Annotated in this window: 24 protein-coding genes; 9 read left to right on the forward strand and 15 right to left on the reverse strand. The window is 61.9% G+C overall.

What is annotated here, in order from left to right; translation table 11 throughout:
- Positions 1-327: 327 nt before the first annotated feature.
- The 4 genes from AU074_RS16005 to AU074_RS16020 all read right to left on the reverse strand — a co-directional run bounded on the left by AU074_RS16005 (position 328) and on the right by AU074_RS16020 (position 3,408).
- On the reverse strand, positions 328-729 hold the full coding sequence (locus AU074_RS16005; RefSeq protein WP_003218118.1) for a biopolymer transporter ExbD: 402 nt from the start codon (positions 727-729) through the stop codon (positions 328-330).
- A 1-nt stretch (position 730) separates the two neighbouring features.
- The gene (locus AU074_RS16010) at positions 731-1,456 is read right to left on the reverse strand and encodes a MotA/TolQ/ExbB proton channel family protein (RefSeq protein ID WP_143503593.1); all 726 of its coding nucleotides are present in this window, start codon (positions 1,454-1,456) and stop codon (positions 731-733) included.
- Positions 1,457-1,506: 50 nt separating this feature from the next.
- On the reverse strand, positions 1,507-2,316 hold the full coding sequence (locus tag AU074_RS16015) for an energy transducer TonB (RefSeq protein ID WP_063033616.1): 810 nt from the start codon (positions 2,314-2,316) through the stop codon (positions 1,507-1,509).
- A gap of 240 nt (positions 2,317-2,556) precedes the next feature.
- Entirely contained in the window at positions 2,557-3,408 is an 852-nt protein-coding gene (locus AU074_RS16020; protein WP_076015530.1) for a LysR family transcriptional regulator, read from the reverse strand.
- A 105-nt stretch (positions 3,409-3,513) separates the two neighbouring features.
- Between AU074_RS16020 and AU074_RS16025 the strand changes: the two genes are divergently transcribed.
- Together AU074_RS16025 and AU074_RS16030 are read left to right on the forward strand one after the other, a co-directional pair.
- Positions 3,514-3,975: a nucleoside deaminase gene (locus tag AU074_RS16025; RefSeq protein WP_076015531.1), complete on the forward strand. Its 462-nt coding sequence runs from the start codon at positions 3,514-3,516 to the stop codon at positions 3,973-3,975.
- On the forward strand, positions 3,962-5,146 hold the full coding sequence (locus AU074_RS16030) for a CynX/NimT family MFS transporter (RefSeq protein ID WP_076015532.1): 1,185 nt from the start codon (positions 3,962-3,964) through the stop codon (positions 5,144-5,146). Before AU074_RS16025 ends, AU074_RS16030 begins: the two co-directional genes overlap by 14 nt.
- Here AU074_RS16030 and AU074_RS16035 read toward each other — a convergent pair.
- On the reverse strand, positions 5,143-7,491 hold the full coding sequence (locus AU074_RS16035; RefSeq protein WP_076015533.1) for a TonB-dependent receptor: 2,349 nt from the start codon (positions 7,489-7,491) through the stop codon (positions 5,143-5,145). The two genes, AU074_RS16030 and AU074_RS16035, sit on opposite strands and share 4 nt — an antisense overlap.
- Before the next feature lie 155 nt (positions 7,492-7,646).
- Between AU074_RS16035 and AU074_RS16040 the strand changes: the two genes are divergently transcribed.
- Both AU074_RS16040 and AU074_RS16045 read left to right on the forward strand, forming a co-directional pair.
- Positions 7,647-8,591: a LysR family transcriptional regulator gene (locus tag AU074_RS16040; protein WP_076015534.1), complete on the forward strand. Its 945-nt coding sequence runs from the start codon at positions 7,647-7,649 to the stop codon at positions 8,589-8,591.
- A gap of 208 nt (positions 8,592-8,799) precedes the next feature.
- On the forward strand, positions 8,800-10,413 hold the full coding sequence (locus AU074_RS16045) for an alkaline phosphatase family protein (protein WP_076015535.1): 1,614 nt from the start codon (positions 8,800-8,802) through the stop codon (positions 10,411-10,413).
- A gap of 132 nt (positions 10,414-10,545) precedes the next feature.
- Here the strand turns inward: AU074_RS16045 and AU074_RS16050 are convergent, their stop codons facing one another.
- A complete protein-coding gene (locus AU074_RS16050; protein WP_076015536.1) occupies positions 10,546-11,451 on the reverse strand; it encodes a TauD/TfdA family dioxygenase in 906 nt (301 codons plus the stop codon).
- Positions 11,452-11,634: 183 nt separating this feature from the next.
- Between AU074_RS16050 and AU074_RS16055 the strand changes: the two genes are divergently transcribed.
- Positions 11,635-12,555, forward strand: coding sequence for a LysR family transcriptional regulator (locus tag AU074_RS16055; protein ID WP_076015537.1), 921 nt, complete (start codon positions 11,635-11,637; stop codon positions 12,553-12,555).
- A gap of 51 nt (positions 12,556-12,606) precedes the next feature.
- Here AU074_RS16055 and AU074_RS16060 read toward each other — a convergent pair whose 3' ends face one another.
- Positions 12,607-13,608, reverse strand: coding sequence for an ABC transporter substrate-binding protein (locus AU074_RS16060; protein ID WP_076015538.1), 1,002 nt, complete (start codon positions 13,606-13,608; stop codon positions 12,607-12,609).
- Between the two features lie 286 nt (positions 13,609-13,894).
- Between AU074_RS16060 and AU074_RS16065 the strand changes: the two genes are divergently transcribed.
- Positions 13,895-15,493, forward strand: a complete 1,599-nt coding sequence (locus AU074_RS16065; protein ID WP_076015539.1) for an ABC transporter permease — start codon at positions 13,895-13,897, stop codon at positions 15,491-15,493.
- Entirely contained in the window at positions 15,490-16,305 is an 816-nt protein-coding gene (locus AU074_RS16070; RefSeq protein ID WP_076015540.1) for an ABC transporter ATP-binding protein, read from the forward strand. The genes AU074_RS16065 and AU074_RS16070 overlap by 4 nt, the downstream gene beginning before the upstream one ends.
- Before the next feature lie 13 nt (positions 16,306-16,318).
- Here the strand turns inward: AU074_RS16070 and AU074_RS16075 are convergent, their stop codons facing one another.
- Positions 16,319-17,398 (reverse strand): fatty acid desaturase, encoded by a 1,080-nt coding sequence (locus tag AU074_RS16075; protein WP_076015541.1) that lies wholly within the window; start codon positions 17,396-17,398, stop codon positions 16,319-16,321.
- Positions 17,399-17,499: 101 nt separating this feature from the next.
- On the opposite strand from AU074_RS16075, the gene AU074_RS16080 reads away from it, so the two are divergent.
- Complete coding sequence (locus tag AU074_RS16080; protein ID WP_076015542.1) at positions 17,500-18,504, forward strand: AraC family transcriptional regulator; 1,005 nt, start codon at positions 17,500-17,502, stop codon at positions 18,502-18,504.
- 145 nt (positions 18,505-18,649) lie between these two features.
- On the opposite strand, the gene AU074_RS16085 is transcribed toward AU074_RS16080, so the two are convergent.
- Both AU074_RS16085 and AU074_RS16090 read right to left on the reverse strand, forming a co-directional pair.
- Positions 18,650-19,015, reverse strand: coding sequence for a response regulator transcription factor (locus AU074_RS16085; RefSeq protein WP_076015543.1), 366 nt, complete (start codon positions 19,013-19,015; stop codon positions 18,650-18,652).
- 38 nt (positions 19,016-19,053) lie between these two features.
- Complete coding sequence (locus AU074_RS16090; protein WP_076015544.1) at positions 19,054-19,740, reverse strand: Crp/Fnr family transcriptional regulator; 687 nt, start codon at positions 19,738-19,740, stop codon at positions 19,054-19,056.
- A gap of 83 nt (positions 19,741-19,823) precedes the next feature.
- Here AU074_RS16090 and AU074_RS16095 point away from each other — a divergent pair, with 83 nt between their 5' ends.
- The gene (locus AU074_RS16095; RefSeq protein WP_076015545.1) at positions 19,824-20,348 is read left to right on the forward strand and encodes a DUF962 domain-containing protein; all 525 of its coding nucleotides are present in this window, start codon (positions 19,824-19,826) and stop codon (positions 20,346-20,348) included.
- A 114-nt stretch (positions 20,349-20,462) separates the two neighbouring features.
- On the opposite strand, the gene AU074_RS16100 is transcribed toward AU074_RS16095, so the two are convergent.
- The 5 genes from AU074_RS16100 to oscA all read right to left on the reverse strand — a co-directional run bounded on the left by AU074_RS16100 (position 20,463) and on the right by oscA (position 24,579).
- Positions 20,463-21,443 carry a sulfate/molybdate ABC transporter ATP-binding protein gene (locus tag AU074_RS16100; RefSeq protein ID WP_063033633.1) on the reverse strand — a complete coding sequence of 327 codons (981 nt, stop codon included), beginning with the start codon at positions 21,441-21,443 and terminating at the stop codon, positions 20,463-20,465.
- Positions 21,444-21,446: 3 nt separating this feature from the next.
- Positions 21,447-22,319 (reverse strand): sulfate ABC transporter permease subunit CysW, encoded by an 873-nt coding sequence (gene cysW, locus AU074_RS16105; protein WP_076015546.1) that lies wholly within the window; start codon positions 22,317-22,319, stop codon positions 21,447-21,449.
- 13 nt (positions 22,320-22,332) lie between these two features.
- The gene (gene cysT, locus AU074_RS16110; RefSeq protein ID WP_076015547.1) at positions 22,333-23,151 is read right to left on the reverse strand and encodes a sulfate ABC transporter permease subunit CysT; all 819 of its coding nucleotides are present in this window, start codon (positions 23,149-23,151) and stop codon (positions 22,333-22,335) included.
- A gap of 158 nt (positions 23,152-23,309) precedes the next feature.
- Positions 23,310-24,320, reverse strand: coding sequence for a sulfate ABC transporter substrate-binding protein (locus tag AU074_RS16115; protein ID WP_003218143.1), 1,011 nt, complete (start codon positions 24,318-24,320; stop codon positions 23,310-23,312).
- A 76-nt stretch (positions 24,321-24,396) separates the two neighbouring features.
- The gene (gene oscA / locus AU074_RS16120; RefSeq protein ID WP_003170956.1) at positions 24,397-24,579 is read right to left on the reverse strand and encodes a sulfur starvation response protein OscA; all 183 of its coding nucleotides are present in this window, start codon (positions 24,577-24,579) and stop codon (positions 24,397-24,399) included.
- Positions 24,580-24,869 lie beyond the last annotated feature (290 nt).

Raw genomic sequence — 24,869 nt, forward strand, 5'->3', positions numbered from 1 at the left:
GCCCCATTCAGCCCGAGGCCGAACGCAGGTATTGCGGAGCGGGTAAACCGGCAGGACGCCGGTTTAGCCGCGCCGGGCCATGGATGGCCCGTCGCGGCGGCCCGCGGAGTAATGCCGGAGTGAGGGAACACCGAGCCTAGGCGAGGTGCCGACAGGCGGGGCAGAGCGTTTTGGTTACTTTTGCGCTTTTCAAAAGTGACCCGCTGTAAGAGCGGAACCCTAGGTGGCCGTTACCTAAATAACGGATATGTACCCCCCCAAAAAAGCCAAAAAAAAGGCCGCACCCTGCCAAGGAAACGGCCAAAAAAATTGTCGAGGCATTTGAAACTAACGTGCAGTAATCACCGACAGCTTGGTAATCCCCGCGCGCTCGATAGACGCCATGGCTCGCGCCACTTCGCCATAATTAACTCCATCGTCAGCCTGCAGTTGCACCCGAACATCCGGGTCCTTGGCCTTGGCCGACTGCAAGTTGAATTCCAGCAAATCCGGCTGGATTTCATCCTTGTTGATAAACAGTTTGCCCGCAGCATCAATACTCACCACCAGCGGGTCTTTCTGCTCCACCGGCGCCACGGCCTCAGTCTTGGGCAGGTTGATCGGAATCGCATTGGTCAACAACGGCGCCGTGACGATAAACACCACCAGCAGCACCAACATCACATCCACCAACGGCGTGACGTTGATCTCACTCAGCACCTCATCGCTGTCTTGCGTGGAGAAGGCCATCTCAGGACGCCTCCTTCACTTTTTGCACGCCGCCCTGGGCACCGGCTTTGCTCAACGTCGGGTGCAGCAGCACACGGAACGAGTTCTTCTGTGCCAGGCTGTAGAAGTCATGGGCAAAGTCGTCCAGGTCCGCAGCCGTGAGTTTCAGGCGACGCAGGAAGTAGTTGTAAACCAGCACCGCCGGCACCGCGACGGCGATACCCACACCGGTGGCGACCAACGCGGCACCAATCGGCCCGGCCACGGTTTCGAGGCTGGCGGAGCCGGCGGCACTGATGCCTTTCAAGGCTTCCATGATCCCCCAAACGGTACCGAACAGACCGATAAACGGCGACGTACTGCCGATACTCGCGACCACCGCCAGGCCCGTTTCCAGGGAGCGACGCTCACGCACAATTTGTTGGCGCAGTGCACGTTCGAGGCGGTCCTGATGATTGATCGCCTGGCTCAGGTCAGCAGCGTGTGGCGCCTCACCCACCTGAATCGCGGCGTAACCGGCCTGGGCCACACGAGCGGCAGCGCCCGGCTTGGTTTCAGCCAGTTCAGCGGCCGAATCCAGACTGGAGGCCGCCCAGAACTGTTTATGGAATTTGCGATCCTGGGACTTGAGGCGGCCGAACTGAACGCCCTTGAGCAGGGCCAGGCCCCAGGTGGCGACCGAAAAAACCACCAGCAGCCAGATCACCGCGCTTTCGATGGACTCAGTTGGAGATGCTAATGCCATGATGTTTTCCCTCTGTGCAGGTCGCGATGTGTCCGACACACCGCATCCAATAATTAATGAATCTTAAAATCGATCGGTACGCTGACCCAGCCGTCCTGGGCCACATCGCCCTGCTTGGCCGGTACAAAACTCCAGCGCTTCACGGCAGCCAGTGCGGCTTCGTCGAGCTGCTGGCGACCACTGCTTTTCTGAATCTGGATCTCACCCGGTTTGCCGGTAGCCAACACATGCACCCGCAACAACACCGTGCCTTCCCAACCCCGGCGCTGGGCCAGTGACGGGTATTCGGGCGCCGGGTTCTTCAGGTACGCGGCGTTGGCCGAGGCCGGTGTTACCGGCGCTGGCGCAGGCGGTGCGGGTGCTGGAGCCGGTGGCGCAGGTACAGGCGGTGCGGGCGGCTGCTCGGCGACCGGTTTCGGTGCGGGCTTGGGCACAGGCTTCGGTACCGGCTTGGGTTTCGGAATCTTTTTCGGCGCCGGCTTGGCGGCCAATTCATCAACCACCGGTGGCGGTGGCTCGACAACCGGTGGTGGCGGCGGTGGCGGCACGGGCGGTGGCGGCTCCACAACCGGCGGCGCCGGCTGGGAAAATTCGATCGTCATTGGCGGAATTTCCGGCGGCACAATCGGCAGCACCGGGGTTGGCTTCTGGCTGACCCAATAGATCACCGCACCATGCAAGGCCAACGCGAGAATCCCCAACAGGATCGCTTCACGCCGACTCAACACACCCTTGGGGGTTTTCTGCGTACGCAACTGCCCCAACGGCGCGCGGTGCGGCCGGCCAAGGTCAACCAACTCACCACCCGGTGCGTGGCGCCACTGCGCCTCTTGTGCACTGGCGGCGGTCTGGACATTGCCCATTGATTAACTCCCCTGCGGTCTTAAGCAAAAAAACCGACGGGCCTGCCTTGGCGGCCGTCGAGGGCTGAATCATCGGGGCCAGACGCTTATCTCTTAAAGTAATCTTTAAAGTTATAGATAGATCCAAATTGAATAACCGAAACATCCAGATACGCCAAAGCCACGGCCTGCGCGGGCTGGCGCCGAGGCGTAAAATCCGAATGCTTTTGAGGCATACAAAATATTCGCTGAAGGCATGGCTCAGCGGGGATTGCTGGCACATAAATCCTGCAATTGGCGCAGCAACGCCTGCCCCGCCGCGCCCAGACCATTGCGGCCATACAGCGCCAGCCGCACACCCTGCACCGCCGGCAAACCGCTGTCTGCGCCCAACACCACATGCCCGGGCTGCACGACCCGCACCGGCAGCAAACTGATTCCCAGCCCCGCCGCCACCGCCGAACACACGCTGGCCAGGCTCGCGCTGGAATAACCGATGCGCCAGCGCCAGCCACCCACCTCCAAGTGATGCAACATTTCATTGCGATACAGGCCACCGGCAGGAAACGCCACCAGCGGCAACGGATCACGTCCCAGAGAGGGCGCACTGCGGCTGTCGACCCAGCACAACGGCTCTGGCCAAGACGCCAGGCAGTCATCACTGTCGCCCATTTGCTTGACCAGCAGCACGTCGAATTCACCGCCGCGATAATCCCGCAGCAACTCCGGCCCCAAGCCGCTGGTGACCTCCAGGCGCACCCGTGGATAAGCCTGCACAAACGCCGACAGCAATGGCATCAAGCGCTCAGCCGCAAAGTCCTCGGGCACCGCGAGGCGCAGCACGCCATCGCTCTGCTGGTTGATCAGCACGTCAGCCGCCTCTTCGTGCAGCGCCAGGATGCGCCGCGCATAAGCCAGCAAGCGTTCACCCTCCACCGTGGCCACCACGCGACGCTGATCACGGTCGAGCACCTGGCTGCCGAGTGCGTCTTCGAGGCGGCGGATCTGTTGGCTGACCGTGGACTGGGTCAAATGCAGGCGCTCAGCCGCTCGGGTGAAATTGCCGCAATCGACGACGGCGACAAAGCTGCGCAACAACACGGGATCGAACATGGGCTCACCATTCCATTTGCCACTGATTGGCATGGTTATATTTAATTTCAGAATACTCCGGCGGCTGCCCATACTTCACGCCTCATTGCGCACGAGGGCTTTTCCATGACTGACGATCAGCAGCATCTGCATCACGCCGTGCAACTGGCCAAGGCCAACGTGGCAGCCGGTGGCCGCCCGTTTGGTGCGGTCCTGGTGCGCGACGGCAAGGTGCTCGTGGAAGCGGTCAACGAAATCCACTTGAGCCAGGACCTCACCGCCCACGCCGAGATGCTCGCCATCCGCGCCGCCAGCCAACAACTCGGCCCGCGCCTGGAAGGCTGCGTGATCTACGCCAGCGGCCAGCCCTGCCCGATGTGCCTGAGTGCGATGTACCTGTGCGGCGTGTCCCGCGTGGTATTCGCCGCCAGCAACGAAGTGGCAGCACCTTTTGGCCTGTCGACAGCGGCGATCTACCAGCAAATGACGTTGCCTTTGGCGGAGCAAAAATTGCCCGTGCAGCATCTGCCACAGGCGGCGATGCAAGCCCTTTACGGTGAATGGCAGGCCCTGCATGACGCTGAATAATTCGTTCGCCGGCAAACTCGCCGGCTGGGGTTTGCTGGTAGTGCTGGGCCTGAACCTGCGGCCCATCCTCAGCTCCATCAGCCCATTGCTGGGGGAAATCCGCTTGGCCACCGGGCTGAGTTTCCAGAGCAGCGCCCTGCTCACCAGTCTGCCAGTGATTTGCATGGGGCTGGTGGCGTTGGTGGGTGTGCGCCTGGAGGCGAAGCTGGGAGAACGTCGCGGGATCGCCCTGGGTTTGATGATGATCCTGCTGGCGTGCCTCGCACGCTGGCTGTTTGGCCAGGCGCCGGCGTTGCTGGCCACGGCATTGTTCGGCGGCGCGGGTGTGGCGCTGATCCAGGCGCTGGTGCCGGCGATGATCAAGCGCCAGTTTCACCAGCGCGTGCCGCTGGCGATGGGGGTTTACTCGGCGTCGCTGATGGGCGGCGGTGGATTGGCGGCGCTGCTCAGCCCGTTGGTGGCGGGGCATTTCCAGCACTGGCAGGCGGGGCTCGGGATCTGGCTGCTACCGGCCCTGGGCGCGCTGTTGCTGTGGGCGTGGCTGCCATTGGGCGCGGCGAAAAACCCGCAGGTGACAGCGCCGTTCCAGGGCCTGCGCAACCGTCGGGCGTGGTTGCTGGCGCTGTATTTCGGCCTGGTGAATTGCGGCTACATGAGCATGGTCGCGTGGTTGCCGGCCTACTATCAGCAGCTGGGTTGGGACGTATTGCCCAGTGGTTCGCTGCTGGCGTTCATGACGATCTTCCAGGTGATCGCCGCGCTGTTGATGCCCGCCCTGGCGCAACGCGGCATTGATCGTCGGCCGCTGCTGAGCATCAGCCTGCTGGCCCAGACCGTGGGCTATATCGGCCTGCTGGCAGCGCCGCTGGAATTCCCGCACCTGTGGGTGGCGTTGATCGGCTTCGGCCTTGGGGCGTGTTTTGCCCTGAGCCTGCTGCTGACCCTGGATCACCGCCGCGACCCTCGGGAAGCCGGCCAGCTGGCGGCGTTCGTCCAGGGCGTGGGCTTTTTGATCAACGCCATCTCGCCATGGCTGACTGGCTGGCTGCGGGAACTGACCGGCAGTTTCGTCAGCGCCTGGCTGGTGCTGACGCTGACGGTGGTGGCGATGCTGATACTCACGCGGGTGTTCAGCCCGGCGACTTATCGCCCCGCTCCCGTGGCGGCCTAGAAGTCGTAACGCCCGGTCACCCCAAGCGTGCGCGGGGTGCCCAACAGCCCTTCATACCCCCCGTTACCGCCGGTCCACAGGGTGGTGTAGTAGGTCTTGTCGAACGCGTTCTTCAGCCACAACGACACGTCCCACTGCCCCTGCTGGTAGTTACCCCGCAGGCCGGTGGAGAGGTTGACCACCGCGTAGGCCGGGATCTGCCCGTAATCGGAATCCTCCACCGTGCCCACGGCCTTAGAGCGGAACGCATAGCTGGCGGTGACGTAGGGTTCGAAGCCGTTATCCAGGTTCCATTTGTATTCGCCATTGGCGTTGGCGATCCACTTCGAAGCGCCCACCACTTGGTGGCCACTCAAGTCGCACGAAGCCGGCGCGCCCGGGCGCAGGCTGACTTCCGGCGGGCACGGCGCATCTTTGTACGACAGGTACTGCACGTCGTTGTACGAGCCGTTGATGTTGAGCGTCAGGCCCTTGATCGGGATAAGCGTGCTCTCCACCTCCACGCCCCGTGAGCGCACCGAGCCGGCGTTGGTCAGGTACTGCACGCGGTTGCTGTCGTCGTAGGCGTTGGTCTGGTAGCCGTTGACCTGGGTCCAGAACAGGTTGGCGTTGAGTTGCAGGCGGCGGTCCCACAGGGTGCTTTTGAACCCCAATTCGGCATTGTTGGCGCGCTCGGTACCGATCAACAGCGAGTCCGGCCCGGCCGTGGGTGCGGAGCCGACCGCCAGGTTGACCCCGCCGGATTTCTCGCCATGGGACAAGGTGGCGTAGCCCAGCAGGTCGTCGTTGAAGCGATAGCTGAGGTTCAACAAGCCGGACGGGCTGGTGCTGTATTGGTTGAGGTCGCCGGAGTCATATGCCCCCGTTCGACCGCGTCGTGCAGTGGCCGCCGCACCGGTGACTGCGTCGCCGCCAAGGGGTGCGTTGCGCGTGACCCAGGCACTTTTCTGTTCATAGGTACCCCGCAGGCCGGCGGTGAAGTCCAGGCGCTCGGTCAGGTGCCAGGTGCCTTGGGCGAACAGCGCAAAACTGTCGGTGCGGATATGCCCGTTGCCCACGCTGCTGACGTTGTTCAAGGCGCCCGTGGGCGTGCCGTTCCAGATGTCGGCCTTGGGCCCGTAATAGGCGAAGGATTTGTTGTCCAGGTCGGAGCCGAAGTAGTAGGCGCCGAGCACGTAATCGAAGAAGCCACCGGTGGGCGAGGCCAGGCGAAATTCCTGGGACCACTGCTTGTCTTCCACCGACACGCCGGCGTTGTAGGAGGCCGGTACATTGAGACCGTCGTCGTTGCGCGGGGTGAAATTCCACCAGCGGTACGAGCTGACTGAGGTCAGGGTGAAGTCGCTGGGCAGCGTCCAGTTGGCTTCCAGCGAAGTGCCGCCCTGAAACACGGTGACGTGCTGGTCGCTGTCAAGGTTGACCTTGCGGTGCGTGCCGTCGACCAGGGTCGCGCCTGCCGCCGCCGCCCGCGATTGATACAGGTTGGTGCCATTGATGGTCGGCCCGGTGCTGTACAGCACGCGGGTGCCGGCGCTGGAGTCCTCTTCGTTGTAGTCGCCGATCCAGCGCAGGTTGAAGGTGTCGCTGGGCTTGTACAGCAGTTGCCCGCGAAAGCCCTGGCGTGAACCGCCATTGAGGTCGTGGCCGTCGTACTCGTTCTTGATGTCGCCGTCGCTGCGGGTGCGGTACGCGGAAAAACGGCCCGCCAGATCCTCGGTCAGCGGGCCGGAAATCGTGCCCTTGGTCTGGAAGTAACCGTCCTCGCCCAGTGACGTTTCAATGCTGCGCTCCGGAGTAAAACTCGGCGCACGGGTGCTGATATTGATCACCCCAGCGGTGGTGTTCTTGCCGAACAACGTGCCTTGGGGGCCGCGCAGAACCTCGAGCTGTTCGATGTCCATCAAGTCGAACACGGCCATCCCCGGCCGCCCCAGGTACACGTTGTCGATGTACAGCCCCACACTGCCTTCCAGGCCGTCACTGGCCGGGTTGTTCCCCAGCCCGCGAATCGACACGCTGGACTGGCGCGCATGCATGTAGGCGACGTTGACGCTGGGCACCAGTTGCTGCAAATCCTGAATCCGGTAGACCCGCTGGCTCTCCAGGGCCTGGCCGCCGATCACGCTCATGGGCGTGGGCACGTCCTGGGCACTTTCGGTACGCCGCCGCGCCGTCACCGTGACCGTTTCCAACTGTCCACTGGCGTTCTCACCCTTGGGCGCCGGCGCGGGCTCATCGGCCGCCTGGCTGCTGGACCAACCGGCACTGCCCGCCAGCAACAACGCCATCGGCAGGCGTTTAAGGCGCCAGGGAGAGGGAGGGACAGCGCGATTCAACAGGCTCATAAGCGGCTCCGGTGTCAGGAAATACGCTGGATCGCATATTCCTAAAGGCTATTTATTTATGTTTTTACAAACATTTACTGCATAAGAGATAGCCTTTATAAGGAGTCGACCTAATGCATAGCCAATGCATTTCCCCGATATTTTCAATGTGAAAAATGCATATCGACCTGCGCCAACTTCGCCACTTCATCGCTCTTGCCGAGCAACGCAGTTTTGTCGCGGCAGCGGTGACCGTGAACCTGTCGCAATCGGCCTTCAGCCGCAGCATCCAGGCGCTGGAACTCAGCGCCGGTTGCCAGCTGGTAGACCGTGGCCGCAAGGACCTGGCGCCGACCAAACAAGGCCAGGTGCTACTCGAACATGCGCGGCGGCTGGTCAGCGGCGCCCAGCAACTGGCGAATGAGATCAGCCAGTTCAACGGGCTGGAGGCGGGTGAGCTGCGCTTCGGTTGCGGCCCGGCGCCAGCGGCAGGTTTGATCCCGAGGGCCATCGGCAGTTTTATCGGGCGCTACCCCAAGGCCCGGGTGCAGTTCCAGGTGGACGACTGGCAAAGCCTGAGCAAGCGCCTGCTCAGCGAAGAGTTCGAATTTTTCGTCGCCGACACCCGGCATTTCGAGGCCCACCCGGATTACCAGACCCACCGCTTGCGCCCGCGCAAATGGCACTTCTGCTGCCGCGCCGGGCACCCGTTGGCGGAGCTGGAAAGCGTGACTGCCGCCGAGCTGATGAGCTATCCGCTGGCGGTGACGATTCGCCCGCCGAACCTGCGCAAGGTCATCGTCGACCTCAGCGGCCGACCCGACTACACGCCCAACGTCGAATGCGAAAACGGCTACAGCCTGCTGGGCGTGGTGCTGCGTTCGGACGCTATCGGCATCGTCAGCGCCAACAGCGACGTACTGCACATGGCCCGTGGCGAGCTGGTGTGCCTGCGAATTGAAGGTTTGGCGGAAGACCTGGAGGAGCGCTACACCCGCTATGGGATTGTCAGTCGTGCGGGGTATCGGCTGTCACCGCTGGCGGAGGCGATGATCGAGCAGATCAAGGTGATTGATGAGCAGGATGAAGAGGTGTGCGCGCTGGAGAATTTTGCTGTCTGAGCGACCGCCTTCGCGAGCAAGCCCGCTCCCACACTTCACCGCGTACATCCTGTAGAAACGCGATCGAATGTGGGAGCGGGCTTGCTCGCGAAAGCGTTAGTCGCCAAACAAATGCACTCACTGCATAAAACCCATTCCCCAAATGCACTTGCTTCAAGGCCCGCCAAGCGGCGAAATCGTTCGCCTGTCCTCCGTTCGGTGAAGCCTCATGTCCCAACCCAAACCCGTGCGCAACGTGCTGTACATCATGTGCGACCAACTGCGCCGCGATTACCTGTCGTGCTATGGCCATGCCCATCTGCACACCCCCAACATCGACCGCCTGGCCGCCGCCGGCGTGCGCTTCAGCCGAGCCTACACCCAGGGCACGATTTGCGGCCCGTCGCGGATGTCGGCCTATACCGGGCGCTATGTCAGCAGCCATCAGGTGGCCTGGAACGCGGTGCCACTGCCCCTGGAAGAACTGACCATCGGTGACTACTTGCGGCCCCACGGCATCCGCACCGCACTGGTGGGCAAGACCCACGCCACGCCCAATCTCGAAGCCCTGCAACGCCTGGACATCGACCCCGACAGTGCCCAGGCTCAACCGCTGAATGAGGTCGGCTTCGAAGCCTATTTTCGCCACGACGGGATCTTCCCCGACAGCCCGCTGTTCACCGAAAAACGTGAATCCGCGCCCTACACCCACTACTTGCGCGAACAGGGCTACGACGGCACCAACCCCTGGCACGAATGGGCAAATGCGGCGGCCGGTAAATCCGGGGAAATCCTCAGCGGCTGGCACATGCGCAACGCTCACCTGCCGGCGCGGGTGGATGAACAGCACTCGGAAACCGTCTACACCACCGACCGCGCCATCGACTTCATCACCGAGCAAGGCGAGCAACCGTGGTGCCTGCACCTGTCGTACATCAAGCCGCACTGGCCCTACATCGCCCCGGCGCCGTACCACGCGCTGTACTCCGCTGAGCATGTGCAGGCGCCGATTCGGCCGGCGCCCGGAAAGGAAAGTGATCACCCGGTGTACCACGCCTTCCGCCAGCATCAGGAGAGCCTGAATTTCTCCCGGGATGAAGTGCGGCTTAACGTGATCCCGACCTACATGGGCCTGATCAAGCAGGTGGACGATCAACTCGGCCGGCTGTTTGATTTTCTCGAAAGCAATGGCCGCTGGGACGACACGTTGATCGTGTTTACCAGCGATCATGGTGACTTCCTCGGCGATCATTTCCTCGGTGAAAAGGAATTCCTGCTGGAGCCTGCAGTGGGTATTCCGCTGATCGTGCGCGACCCTCGGGCTGCCGCCGATATCAGCCGTGGCTCGGTGGACGAGCGCCTGGTGGAAACCATCGATGCGCTGCCGACATTCCTGCAAGCGCTGGGATTACCCGGTGCCGAACACCGCCTGGAAGGCCGCTCGCTGATCCCGCTGCTGCACGGTGAAAACATCACCTGGCGCCGCTACGCCATCGCCGAATACGACTACGCCTTCCAGGCCCCGGCTCGGGAACGCCTGGACCAGCCCATCGACCGCTGCCGCATGACCATGGTGCGCAGCGAACGCTGGAAATACCTGGCCTACGACGGTTACCGCGCGCAGTTGTTCGACTTGCAGAATGACCCGCAGGAATTGCATGACCTGGGCACCGACCCGGCGCACGCGGATGTGCGCGAGGCGCATCGGGGTTATCTGTTTGAATGGCTGCGAGGCTTGAAGCGGCGCACCACCATCAGCCACGCCGAGATTGATCTGCGTGGCCAATGGTTCAGGTATGGAGAGCCGGAAGCGGAGAAGGTGGTGCAGATCGGGGTCTGGTGACCCGAAACGACCGATAAGCTTTTGTGGCGAGGGAGCTTGCTCCCGCTGGACTGCGTAGCAGTCCCATTTTTTTGGGGCCGCTTCGCGCCCCAGCGGGAGCAAGCTCCCTCGCCACAGGGATTTGCGTTGGAGTTATAGGCCGCGGGTGGTCTGGCTACGCTGCCCCTGCACGCTCACCGGCACATCGCCCTTGAGCGTCACCCGGCGCACGATGCGCTCCTGGGTGCCGTAGTCGTCCACTGCGTAATGCTGGGTGGCGCGGTTGTCCCAGATCGCCACGTCGCCGGTGTTCCAGCGCCAGCGCACGGTGTTCTCCAAGCGAGTGACGTGGCTTTGCAGAAGGTTGAACAGGTGCGCCGAATCCACCTGTGAATAGCCCTTCAGGCGTTTGACGAAGTGTCCCAGCAGCAGGGTCTTTTCGCCGCTGACCGGGTGCACACGCACCACCGGGTGCTCGGTCTCGTAGACCGTCGAGGTGAAGATCTTGCGGTATTCCTCCAGCTTCTCCGGCGACACATCCGGCTTGCGCGCGGCGTAGTCGTATTCGTTGCTGTGCACGGCCCAGAGCTTGTCCGCCAGTTCGCGCAGTTCGGCATTCAGGTCGTTGTAGGCCGCCGCGGTGTTGGCCCAGACGGTGTCGCCACCCGAGGCCGGCGCCAGCACCGAACGCAGGATCGAGGCTTTCGGGTAGGCATCAACAAAGGTCACGTCGGTGTGCCACGAGTTGGCGCGCTGGCCACGGGCGCCGTCCAGTTCCAGCAGGAACCGCGTGCCGTCGCGCACCGGAACGGTGGGGTGGGCAATCGGCTCGCCAAGCAAGTGGGCGAAGGCTTCCTGGCTCTGGTCATCGAGGTGGGTCTGCTCGCGGAAGAAGATCACCTTGTACTGCACCAGCGCCTGCTGGATGGCGTCGACAGTGGCGGCGTCCAGCCCGCCGGATAAGGTGATGCCACGGATCTCGGCGCCGATGCGTCCGGCCACCGGGTGGATATCCAGCGCCAGGGCGACGGGTTGAACAGCTAGTGCGGCGTTGCTCATGGTGATGACCCTCATGTGCCAGCTTTCGGTTGGGAGTAGCGTGCAACAAGGCTCTATTCATATGCATTTTAGGTCTAGCAAATGAACGAATGCTTCGTTGACGGAATAAGAGCTTGCATTTAAAACCTCAGCTCCCCCGGTCGCAAATGCCTTCGACCTATTTTTAAAATGCCAGGAAAGCATATGGATCTTCGCCAACTGCGCTACTTCATTGCCCTCAACGAGCACCGCAGTTTTGTGCGTGCTGCCGACGCCATGGGCATCACCCAACCGGCGTTCAGCCGTAGCATCCAGGGGCTGGAACAGGAGTTCGGCTGCGTGCTGGTAGACCGTGGCAACAAGGACCTGCGCCCCACGCCCGAAGGCCAGGTGGTGTTGCAACACGCCCTGACCCTGGTGCACGGCGCAGCCTTGTTGAGCAGCGAAGTCACGCGCATGACCAAGCTGGATGCGGGCGAACTGCGCTTCGGTTGCGGCCCGGCGCCGGCGGTGAAACTGGTGCCGGATGCGGTGGCGCGCTTTATCACCGCGCACCCGAAAATCCGCACCAGTTTCCAGGTGGATAACTGGGAAAAGCTCAGCCGCAGCCTGAGCCGTGAAGAGATCGAATTTTTTATCGCCGACATCCGCCAGTTCGAGTCCGACCCGAACTTTCAGACCCGGCCACTGACGCCCAAACGCGGGGTGTTTTTCTGCCGCCCGGGGCACCCGCTGCTGGCCAAGGACAGCCTGTCGACCAACGACATGTTTGATTACCCGTTGGCCGCGCCGCTGATTTCCCAAGGCACTCGCAAACTGCTGGCGAATCTCAGCGGGCGCATGGATTTCTCACCGAGCATTCACACCGAACATTTCCCGGCATTGGTGAAGATCGTGTTGCAGTCGAATGCGATTGGCGTGGGCACCGAAGAGGCGTTTGCCGAGGACATTGCCAAAGGTGAGCTGGTGCTGCTGCACTGGCGCAACCTGCCGCAGAACCTGGAGAGCCTGAATGCTCGTTGCGGGATCGTCAGCCGCACCGGTTTTCGCTTGTCGCCGGCGGCGAAGGCGATGATCGAGACGCTGGTGGCAGTGGATCAGCAGGAGGTGAGTGTGGCGGTCTAGTGCACCGCCACACTCACTCCCGCTACGAAGGAAGCTTGCGATAGGGGGCCTTCAGATTCCGGCGGCCGCCAACTTCGGCGCCACCCAATCGCTCACCTGGAACGGCTTGCGGATCAACCGCTGCTGCGATGCCAGGTCCACCTTGTCCTGCAACTTGGCGAGGAACACCGGGTCGAGGGTCGACGGGAAAATCTCGCTGAGTTTCTGATCTTGCAAATCATTGGTCAGTATCACCGGTGGATAACTCGCCAGCCCCGACACCAACTGGATGTAGGCCTGCTTGTTGTTGTCATCGGTCAGCCATTGCACTGCTTGCTGCTGCGCTTTGAGTAGCGTGGCCACGGCTTCGGGATGCTCATCGACAAATTTGCCACTGCCCACCAGCACGCTCTGAATACTGCCGGCGTCGCCCAGGTCCTTGGTGCTCAACGGGATTTCGGCCAGGCCCTTGGCCTGCAATGCGCTCAGGCCCGAACTGCCCCAGGTCGCGTCGATCTGCTTGGCGGCCAGTGCGGCGACGGCGGCGTTGAAGTCCAGGTTGATGACTTTCAGGTCTTTTTCACTCAAGCCCTGGCTGGCCAATGCACTGTCGAATGACAGTTGGCTGGCGGTGCCGCGGAACACCGCAACACGCTTGCCCTTGAGGTCCTGCAGGGTCTTGATGCCCGAACCCGGCACCACCCCTAGATAATGTTTGACGCCTCGGGCGCTGGCACTCAACAGGCGTGTGTCGAGGCCGTTGGATTTGCCGATGATTGCCGCGAGGTCGCCCAGGTAGGCCAAGTCCACCTGGCCATTGGCGAAGGCTTCATTGATCACGGGGCCCGCGCCCTTGAAGAAATTCCACTGGATCTTGATGCCCTGGTCGGCGAAGGCCTTTTCGAAGATCTGCTGTTGGCGCAGCACGTCCACTACACCACCGCCGCTGTGTTGGGTACCGGCGGTGAGGTCGGGCACGGCGATGCGGATTTCCTTAAGGTCGGCAGCCTGCACCAGCCCGGCCAACGCCGTGCCGGCAACGAGGGTGATCAAGCGTTTGAAGGGCAGCTTCATAGGGGGTGCTCCTGAGGGCGGCGGTAGCCTGGGGAGCAGAAAGTAGGCATAAGCGGGTCAAAACTATAAATACTATAAATTCACAATTTAATAGCTTTCAGATCTATAGGCAGCCAAACGCAGGCCCCAGAAGGCTATGCATCAACAGCATGGAAAATATTCTCCAAATGCATTGGATGCGTGTCAGGTAGCGGCTTTTAATGGCTTTTCTTATCCCTCAATCGTCTTGATTGTTTGTTTATAAGATCAAAAAAACATAAAGCCCACCGGACAACGGAGGTCATCCATGGCCCGAATCTCGCTGTTGAGCCTGCCACTGGCGGCCCCTGCCCAAGGGCGGCAGCCACGTTGGCCGCACCTGGGCGAACGCCTGTTGCCCTGGCTGCTGCCGCTGGCGTTGTTCGCACTGTGGTGGCTGGCCAGCCGCAATCACTGGATGAGCGAGCAGATTCTGCCCGCCCCGTCGCTGGTCTGGAGCAGCGCGGTGGAGTTGGCCGGCGGCGAGTTGTGGAGCCACTTGGCGATCAGCCTGCAACGGCTGTTTTGGGGCTTGCTGGCGGGGGTGAGTGCCGGGGCATTGCTGGGGGCGCTGCTGGGTTTCAGTCCCCGAGCGGAGCGCCTGGTGTTCCCGACGTTCAGCGCCTTGTCGCAGGTCCCGACGCTGGCGTGGATCCCGCTATTCATGGTGTTTTTCGGAATTGGCGAAACCCTCAAGCTGGTGGTGCTGGTGAAGGCCATTGTGGTGCCGGTCACCCTGCATACGCTGGTGGGGGTGCGCGACGCCCAGCCCGGCCTGCGTGAAGCCGCACGGGTGCTGCGCCTGCCCTCTCACTTGTTGATCCGTCGCCTGATTCTGCCGGCCGCATTGCCGGCGTTCATGGCCGGTGTGCGCCTGGCCCTGGCCGCCGGCTGGACCTCGTTGCTGGCCGTGGAGCTGCTGGCCTCCAGTGAGGGCATCGGCTACCTGATGGTGTGGGCGCGGCAGCTGTTCATGCTGGATATCGTCTTCGTGTGCATCGTGGTGATCGGCGTGCTGGGCGTGGTCATGGACCGCGGCGTCGGCTGGCTGGACCGCAAGTGGGTGCACTGGCCGCATCCGGCCACCGCACAGATTCGCCGTGGCCCGCGCTACCAAGGCTGGCAACGCCTGCAACCATGGCTGCTGCCGCTGGGTTTAGTGGCGCTGTGGCAACTGGCAACACAGCAGGCCTGGGTGGATCCGAACATCCTGGTCAGCCCATGGGCAGTCCTGCAAACCACGGTGGCCGGGGTGCTGGACATGAGCCTGGTCAGCGCCCTGGCCCTGAGTCTCGGGCGAACCTTGGGCGGCTTGGTGCTGGGTGGTGGAATGGGCTTCATCGTCGGCTTGCTGCTGGGCCTGTCGCGCACCAGTGAACGGGTACTCGGCCCGACGCTCGCCGCCCTGCGCCAGATTGCGATTTTCGCCTGGGTCCCGCTGCTCACTGCCTGGTTCGGCCTCGGCGAACTGGCCAAGTGGGTGTTCATCGCCCTGGCCGCGTTTTTCCCGCTGTTTATCGCCACCCAACGCAGCGTGCTCAACCTGTCTGCGCAACTGAATGAGGCCGCCCAAGTCCTGCGCTTGAGCCTCGGCCAGCGCCTGCGCCGCCTGGTGCTGCCGGGTGCGGCAGCGGGGATTTTTGCCGGCCTGCGCCTGAGCCTGATCTACGCCTGGCTGGGCACCATCGGCGCTGAATATTTCATGCCGTCCAACGGCGGCATCGGCAGCCTGATGATCGGTGCCCAGCAACTGCTGCGCATGGACCTGATCATGAGCGGCATGCTCCTGGTGGGCCTCACCGGCGCCGCTCTCAACCTTATCGGCCAACGCATCGAAACCCGCGCCACGCGCTGGAGACACGCATGAACGCACCTATCGTCAGCTTCACCCATGTGGGCAAATCCTTTGACGTCGACGGCTTCGAACTGGAGGCCATATGCGAATTCAACCTGGATATCGCCGAAGGTGAGTTCGTTGCGATCGTCGGCTCCAGCGGCTGTGGAAAATCCACCCTGCTGCGCTTGCTGGTGGGCCTGGACACACAGTTTCGCGGCCAGATCAGCGTCGATGGCAAGGCCGTCAGCGGGATTGGTGGCGAGCGCGGCATCGTGTTCCAGGAACACCGTTTGTTCCCTTGGCTGACGGTGGAAGAAAACATCGGCCTGGGCCTGGTCAACGAGCCCCTTAGCGTTGCCGAAAAGCAGCAGCGCATCGGCGATTTTATCGAGCTGGTGGGCCTCACCGACTTCACTCGTGCCTACCCGCACCAGCTGTCGGGCGGGATGGCGCAACGGGTGGCGATTGCCCGCGGCCTGGTGGCCAGCCCGCGCATCCTGCTGCTGGACGAACCCTTCGGCGCCCTCGACGCCCTGACCCGCCAGCAGATGCAGGACGAACTGCTGGCCATCCGCGCGCGGGCGAAAATCACCACGATCCTGGTGACCCACGACGTGGAAGAAGCGATTTTTCTCGCCGACCGCGTGGTGGTCATGGAGCCCCGCCCGGGGCGGATCAAGCAGGTGGTGGACATCGCCCTGCCCCATCCGCGCCAGCGCAGCAGTTTCGACTTCCATCAGTTGCGTGAAGAACTGCTGCACGAACTGATCAGCGACGATCACTACCAGCCGCCGGTGCGCGAACAGATCCGCGACCTGCCCCTGGCCTTTATTGCCTGCTAACCAGGAGTAATCCTCAGTGCGTCGCCGTTTCAGCCGGATTGATCGCTACAGACGAATCGGCAATGCGCTCAAACCGATTGGCCCGGGCAAACGTGCCGAAATCGTTAAAGCGCACACCCATCTCAGCCATCACCTTGTGCGCCGTTTTCACCGTCATCTGGCGGATGTAGAACGGCTCCTTGACCACGAAATGATGGATCCCGTGGGTGCTGCCGAAGTTGAAGCAGAACGCCTGCAACGGCCACAACCACCACGGGTTGAGCACCTGGGTTTGCTGGATCACATTGCCCGGCTCAATGTCGCCGTAGTAGTGCATGTTGGAGCTGACAAAGTGCAGGCAGAAAGTGCGCAGCACGTTGGGGCCGATGATCACCACGGCGGCGATGTCGATGACGTGCATCACTGCCAGCGTGTTGGCCGACCAGTCGATTGGCGCGCCCAGCAGGCTGGCGATGCCATTGGCAGCATGGAAGCCGAGGAACACATACCAAGCGCCCCAATGCAGCAGCGCCAGCGGTGCGTAGACCAGCGCCGTGCGCTTGAGAATGCCCAGCTTGTGCTTCCAGGTCGGTGCGCGCAGCACCCGGATCAGCGCCGACATGATGTTGTCGCCGACCATCAGCAGGCGTGCGAAGCCCCACGGCTCACCATTGGTGATTGCACGCTCTTCGATATCGGTTTCGCTGCCGGACACCTTGTGGTGATTCAGGTGAATATGGCGTCGCACCCAAGGGTTGATGGTGCTGGGTCGCGCCAGCCACACCAGGCCCATCATCAGGTTGTGGGGCAGGCGTTGCTTGCGAAAGTACATGCTGTGGATCAGGTCGTGTTCCAGCTCGTGGGTCAATGACGCGAGGAACGCGTTGAGCAGCAGGCACACCCACCACGCCATGTGCCCGGTGATGTACAGCGACGCTGAACCCAGCATGCCCACCAGAGCAAAGGCCAGGATGCCCGCACCCAACGCGTCCTGATGCAGCAGCCACGGGTGGCGCTGGCGCAATAACAGGCCCTCGGCCAGCACCACTTCACGAATATGCGCTGAACGCTGCTGTGCGTTCATCTGCCGGGGGCTTGCAGAAGTACCGTCCATGCTTCCATCCTCTGTCTTATTGATGCGTACATCCTGCCCTATGCGATCTGGCGGGACGCTAGCCCCACACGCCAACCTGTTGACCGCAAGCGCCAATCAACATGACCGAACCGACCTCCCTCGCCAGCTGGACCCGCGCCCTGCGCAAGCAGCTCGACGCCCTGGGCCTCGACAGCGCCGCGTTGTGCGCCCAGGCCGGGCTCGACCCGCAGCAGATGGACGATCCCAACGCGCGCTATCCGTTGTCGGCCACCACGCGCCTGTGGGAACTGGCGGTGCAGGCCAGTGGCGACCCGGCGATTGGCTTGCGGGTGTCGCGGTTTGTCAGCCCAACCACTTTTCATGCGCTGGGTTACGCGCTGGTGGCCAGCGGCAGCCTGCGGGAAGTGTTCGAGCGGATCGTGCGCTATCACCAGGTGGTCAGCGATGCCCTGAGCCTGGAGCTTAGCCGGGAGGGCGAACGTTACCACTTTCGCCTGCAACAGCCTGCGGGCACGCCGGCGCCAGCGTTTGAAGCGATCGATGCATTCGCCGCGATTTATGTGCGTACCTGCCGTAATCGGCTGGGCCGGGATTATGCGCCGCTGGCGGTATACCTGAGGCGGCCCGAGCCGGCCGATCCCAAGCCGTGGCACACGGTGTTTCGTGCACCCGTGTTTTTCGCCGCCGAGGAAGACCGTCTGGAATTCGCCGCCCAGGACTTTGACAGTCATCTGGATGATGCCAACCCGGAGTTGGCCGAACACAATGAAACCGTACTCAAGCGCACCTTGGCACAACTGCGACCGCTGACCTGGGAGCGCAAAGTGCGTTCGGCCATTGAAGCGCAGTTACCCGACGGTGAGCCGAGTGCCGAGCGCATCGCCCAGGCGTTGCATTTGAGTTTGCGCAGCTTGCAGCGGCACTTGGCGGATGAGGGCTGCCGGTTTGATGCGCTGCTCAATGAGTGCCGGGAGAACCTCGCGCTGCTGCACCTGCGGGACCCCGAGTGCTCGCTGGCGGAGATCAGTCATTTGTTGGGGTTTGCCGATACCAGCAGTTTCAACCGGGCGTTCAAGCGCTGGACCGGGATCACGCCGGGGCAGTTTCGGGATGGGTTGAGGTAGCTGGAGTTGCGGTGGCTGTGTGGGCCTCTTCGCGAGCAAGCCCGCTCCCACATTTGACCGAGTACATCCTTTGGAATGCGGTCAAATGTGGAAGCGGGCTTGCTCGCGAAAGCGGTCGATCAAACACCACAAAAGCCAGAATCAGTCAGCGCCCACGATCCCGCCGCAACACTTTCTTCACCCGCGCCACCAACGCCCGGGCCTCAAACGGCTTGAGCAAATAATCATCCTCATGCAATTCCAGCCCACGCAGCCGGTCTTCAATCCCGTCAGGCGTGGTCAAAAACAGCATCGGTGTCTCACCTTTCAACCGAATCGCCTGCTGCAGCTTCCAGGCATTCAACCCCGGCAGCATCACATCCAGGATCACCAGGTCGTATTCGGTGTTTTCCACAAAGCGCAGGGCCGCCATGCCATTGGCCGCCACCTCCACCGTGTAACTGGCCTCTTCAAGGCTGCGGCCCATCGCCTCGGCCGCCTCTGACTCGTGTTCCACCAACAGGACGCGCATAACACACCTCGAATAATCGTAAACGCAGGCTACCACCCTCAGGCGTGCGCCGCCTCGCGCAAACGCTGCGGGTCGAGGATTTCGATCTCGCCATAGCCCAGGCGCAGGATGCCCTGGCCCTGCAGGTCCTTGAGCAGCGCGTTGGTGGTCTGGCGCGACAGGCTCAACATCGCGGCGAGGTCTTCCTGCGGCAGTTGCAGCACCTGCCGCACCTGCTCGATGTCGCCGTAGCCTTCGGCGATCATCAGCAAGCGGTGCGCCACCCGCACCGACGCCGGCATCAGGCTCAATTGCTCGATATTGATAAAGGTCAGGCGCAGCTTCTGGCTCATCAACAGGGCCATGTCGCGCCAGTAACGCGGAGTCTGTTCAAGGATCTGCAGCAAGGCCGGCTGCGGCACCTGCAACAACGTACAAGGCCCGACCGCGCAAGCGTCGTGGGTACGGGGCAACCCGTCGAACAGGGAGATCTCGCCGAACCAGTATGGCAACTCCGCCAGGCTCAACACTGCCTCCTTGCCCTGCTCGTTCACCGCGCTGATGCGCAGGTAGCCTTCCAGCACCGCGTACAACCCACACGGTGGGTCACCGCGCTTGAACAGGTATTGCCCCGCCGTGAGCTGCCGCAACCGGGCGCTGACCAGCAAGCTATTCTGTAAGTCAGCAGGCAGATGGCTGTACCAGTGACCGGTGGCCAGCCGTGGGTGCCACTTCTCTACATCCATGCGAACTCCGAAGATTGTCGGCCAGTTGACAGTGTGTCGCGGGCCTACAGGGCATGATCAAACATCCTACAGGAGGAACAACAATGAAAAGCCTCGTCGACCATCTCAGTCAATACGCCGCCTACCACCGTGACCCGCGCAATATCGCCAGCCACTTTATCGGCATCCCGCTGATTGTGGTGGCGGTGGCCGTGCTGCTGTCACGCCCCGAATGGACGGTGGCCGGACTCTGGCTGTCGCCTGCGGTGCTGTTGGCACTGTTCTCGGCGTGGTTCTATTTGCGCCTGGAGCTGGCACTCGGTGTGCTGATGACGGTGCTGATGGGCCTGTCGGTGTGGGCCGGGCATGTGCTGGCGGCGCAAAGCACGCTGGTGTGGCTGAGCAGCGGCATCGGCATGTTCGTGGTGGGCTGGGTGATCCAGTTTGTGGGGCATTACTACGAGGGGCGCAAGCCGGCGTTTGTCGATGACGTGTCCGGGCTGATCGTGGGGCCGTTGTTTGTGGTGGCGGAGTTGGCGTTTCTGGTGGGGCTGCGGCATGACCTCAAACGGCAGATTGAAGAGCGTTCTGGCCCGGTGCGGACAAATCAGAAAAATGTCGCCGTTTGATGATCGTTCCCACGCTCTGCTTGGGAATGCAGCCCGGGACGCTCCGCGTCCTGAAGCGTGACGCAGAGCGTCACAAGAGGCGTTCCCACGCGGAGCGTGGGAACGATCAACGTCTTAGGCTTTTTGCCAGACCTTGGGTTTGAAGAACAACGTCTCGCCCCGCGCCAGCCCGGTCAGGCTGTCGTGGTCTTTCACCACTTCGGCCTCGATCAGTTCGCTCTGGCCTTCGACCTTCAGGGTCACCCGGGTAGTCGCGCCAAGCGGGCGAATATCACGCACTTCAGCCGCGTGGTGGTCTTCCAGCTCATGGCGTGACAGCGACACTTCATGCGGGCGGAACAGCACGTGCTTGTCTTCACCCAAATGCAGGCGGTTCGAATCCCCAAGGAAGTGATAAACGAAATCACTGGCCGGGTTTTCGTAGACTTCGCCCGGTGAGCCGATCTGCTCGATCACTCCCTTGTTCATCACCACGATGCGGTCCGCCACTTCCATGGCTTCTTCCTGGTCGTGGGTCACGAAGACCGAGGTCAGGTTGATGTCTTCGTGCAGCCGCGCCAGCCAGCGGCGCAGTTCTTTACGAACCTTGGCATCCAGGGCGCCGAACGGTTCGTCCAGCAGCAGCACTTTAGGCTCTACCGCCAGGGCGCGGGCCAGGGCGATACGCTGGCGCTGGCCGCCGGAGAGTTGTTCAGGGTAGCGATCCGACAGCCAATCGAGCTGCACCATGTTCAGCAACTCATGGACTTTTACCGCGATCTGGCTTTCGGTGGGGCGCTGGTTTTTCGGTTTCATGCGCAGGCCGAACGCGACGTTGTCGAACACCGTCATGTGGCGGAACAGCGCGTAATGCTGGAACACAAAGCCGACGTTACGATCACGCACGTCGTGGCCGGAGACGTCTTCACCGTGGAACACAATGCTGCCGGCATCCGGGGTTTCGAGCCCGGCGATGATCCGCAGCAAGGTGGTCTTGCCGCAGCCGGACGGGCCCAGCAACGCCACCAGCTCGCCACTCTGGATGTCCAGGTTGATGCTGTTCAGGGCCTTGAAGGCGTTGAAATTCTTGCTGACATTACGGACTTCGATCGACATGACTTATTCCTCAGCCGCACCGGCGCGCAGGCGGTTAATACGGTTCTCGCTCCACTGCTTGAGCAGCAGGATGAAGAGCGCCAGGATCAGCAACAGACTCGCGACGGCAAACGCGGCGACGTGGTTGTATTCGTTGTAGAGGATCTCGACGTGCAGCGGCAAGGTGTTGGTTACGCCGCGAATGTGGCCGGACACCACCGACACCGCACCGAACTCACCCATGGCCCGCGCGGTACACAACACCACGCCGTAGATCAGGCCCCACTTGATGTTCGGCACGGTGACATGCCAGAACATCTGCCAACCGTTGGCGCCCAGCAGGCGCGCGGCCTCTTCTTCCTGGGTACCCTGCTCCTGCATCAGCGGGATCAGCTCACGGGCCACGAACGGCACGGTGACGAAGATGGTCGCCAGCACGATACCCGGCAAGGCAAACACGATCTGGATGTCATGGTCTTGCAGCCACGGGCCAAAGAAGCCCTGGGCGCCGAACATCAACACGTAGACCAGGCCGGCGATCACCGGCGATACCGAGAACGGCAGGTCGATCAGGGTCACCAGGATACTTTTGCCACGGAACGAGTACTTGCTCACGCACCAGGCGGCACTGACACCGAACACCACGTTGAGCGGTACCGAAATCGCCACGGCGATCACCGTGAGTTTCAGCGCCGACAGCGCGTCCGGCTCAAGGATTGCGGTGAAGAATGCACCCAGGCCATTTTTGAGGCCCTGGGACACCACGATAAACAGCGGCAGCAGCAGAAACAGCGCGAAGATCAACCAGCCAAGGCTGATCAGGATGCGCCGGGATACAGCACTGCCACGGCGGGCAGCGTTCGCCGACGAGGCGGCGGAAATAGACGATTGGGACATGTGCCGCGCCTCCTTATGGGGTTTCGATGCGCCGCTGCAACAAGTTGATCAGCAGCAGCAGGACAAAGGAAACCACCAGCATCATCACGCCGATGGCAGTAGCGCCGGTGTAGTCGTATTGGTCGAGCTTGACCATGATCAGCAGCGGCAGGATCTCGGTTTTCATCGGCATGTTGCCGGCGATGAAAATCACCGAACCGTACTCACCCACGCCGCGGGCGAAGGCCAACGCAAAGCCGGTCAACCAGGCCGGCAGCAGCGCTGGCACCAGGATATAGCGGAACACTTGCAAGGGCTTGGCGCCGAGGCAGGCGGCGGCTTCTTCGATTTCCCGGGGGATGTCAGCCAACACCGGCTGCACGGTACGCACCACGAATGGCAGCGTGACGAAGGTCAGCGCCAGCGTGATGCCCAAGGGGGTGTAGGCGATCTTGAAGCCCAGGTCGGCGGCGAACTGGCCCACCAGGCCGGTGGGCGTGTAGAGCGCAGTGAGCGCGATACCGGCGACGGCGGTGGGCAGGGCGAACGGCAGGTCGATCATCGCATCGATGATTTTTCGACCCGGGAAGGTGTAGCGCACCAGCACCCAGGCCAGCAGGGTACCGATGATGCCGTTGATGATCGCTGCGCAAAACGCCGTGCCGAAGCTCAGTTTCAACGCCGCCAGCACACGGGGTGCGGTGATGATGTTCCAGAACTGATCCCAGGTGAGTTGAGCGGCATGTACAAACATCGCCGCCAGGGGGATGAGTACGATCAGGCTGAGGTACACCACGGTGTAGCCCAGCGTCAGCCCGAAGCCGGGTATGACGGGGGAGATACGACGCGACATAAGAGTCCTTGGTTAGCGGAACGGACATGCAAAACCCGCAAACGAATGCGGGCTCCTGATCCCTGTAGGAGCGGGCTTGCCCGCGAAAAACGTCAACGATAACGCGGGCAGTCAGCAAGCACGCGGCGTCATGAAGTTTTTCGCGAGCAAGCTCGCTCTTACTGGGCCGAGTAGATCTGGTCGAACACGCCACCGTCATTGAAGAATTTCGGTTGGGCAGTTTTCCAGCCGCCGAAGTCTTTGTCGATAGTCACCAGGTCCAGTTTCGGGAACTGCTGGGCGTATTTGGCGGCGACTTTCTCATCGCGTGGGCGGTAGAAGTTCTTCGCCGCAATCTCCTGGCCAGCCGGGCTGTACAGGTGCTTGAGGTATTCGGTGGCGATCTCGGTGTTGCCCTTTTTCTCGGCGTTCTTGTCGACCACGGCCACTGGCGGCTCGGCGAGGATCGACAGCGAAGGTACAACGATGTCGAACTTGTCGGCGCCGCCGTCTTCTTTCAAGGCCAGGAAGGCTTCGTTTTCCCAGGCCAGCAACACGTCACCCTGACCGTTGTTGACGAAGGTGATGGTCGAACCGCGAGCGCCGGTGTCGAGGATCGGCACGTGCTTGAACAGCTCTTTCACGTATTCCTGGGCCTTGGCTTCGCTGCCACCGGCTTTCAGGCCGTAGGCCCAGGCGGCGAGGAAGTTCCAGCGGGCGCCGCCGGAGGTTTTCGGGTTCGGGGTGATCACGGAAACGTCTTTCTTGATCAGGTCGCCCCAATCCTTGATGCCTTTAGGGTTGCCCTTGCGCACCAGGAACACGATGGTCGAGGTGTACGGAGTGCTGGCGTCCGGCAGGCGGGTTTGCCAGTTTTCCGGCAGGGTCTTGCCCAGTTTTGCGATTTCGTCGATGTCACCGGCCAGGGCCAGGGTTACGACGTCGGCACGTAGGCCGTCGATCACCGCGCGGCCTTGCTTGCCCGAACCGCCGTGGGATTGCTGGATCTTGACGTTGTCGCCCGGGTGCGACTGCTTCCAGAAGCTGGTGAATTCAGCGTTGTAGTCCTGGTAAAGCTCGCGGGTCGGGTCGTAAGACACGTTGAGCAGTTCGTAATCCTTGGCAACGGCGGAACCGGCAAACACGGCACTGGCCAGTGCTGCCAGGGCATAACGGCGAATCGACGACATAGAAGGCTCCTGAAATTCTTGGGTGTTGGCTTTTTTCTTATAGTTGCGGGTCTTGCAATCGAATCGCCGATCTTGCTCAGCTCGGTTTGTTGCCCGGGTTCTGCAAACGGAATTTCTCTTTGCGTTCGATCTGTACTACCTGGGCGTTGTGCACAGTGATTTCCACCGCACCAAACCGCAGATCGCGCAGAGCGCTCTGGATCTCGCGCAAAATGGCTGCTTCGTCCTGGCCGTCAACGCTACGTAGAGATGCGCTCATGGTCGTGCTCCTGAAATGAGAAGTGCCTCGCAGTGGCGGCACTGCTTGCGGCGTGAGGGCGATAGTAGATAAGCGCGGATATTCTTAAAAATACTATTTAAGAATGTTTATATAACCAGAAAGAATTTTCTGGTGGGACGTGGGGTTGCGAGGGGTTTTGCGGGACGGCCCGTGAAATAAAGCCGTGTGGAGATCCAAATGTGGGAGCGGGCTTGCTCGCGAAGGCGGCGTGTCAGTCAATACATAGGTTGGCTGATCCACCGCATTCGCGAGCAAGCCCGCTCCCACAC

This window comes from Pseudomonas sp. ATCC PTA-122608 (assembly GCF_001952855.1).
Taxonomy (GTDB): domain Bacteria; phylum Pseudomonadota; class Gammaproteobacteria; order Pseudomonadales; family Pseudomonadaceae; genus Aquipseudomonas.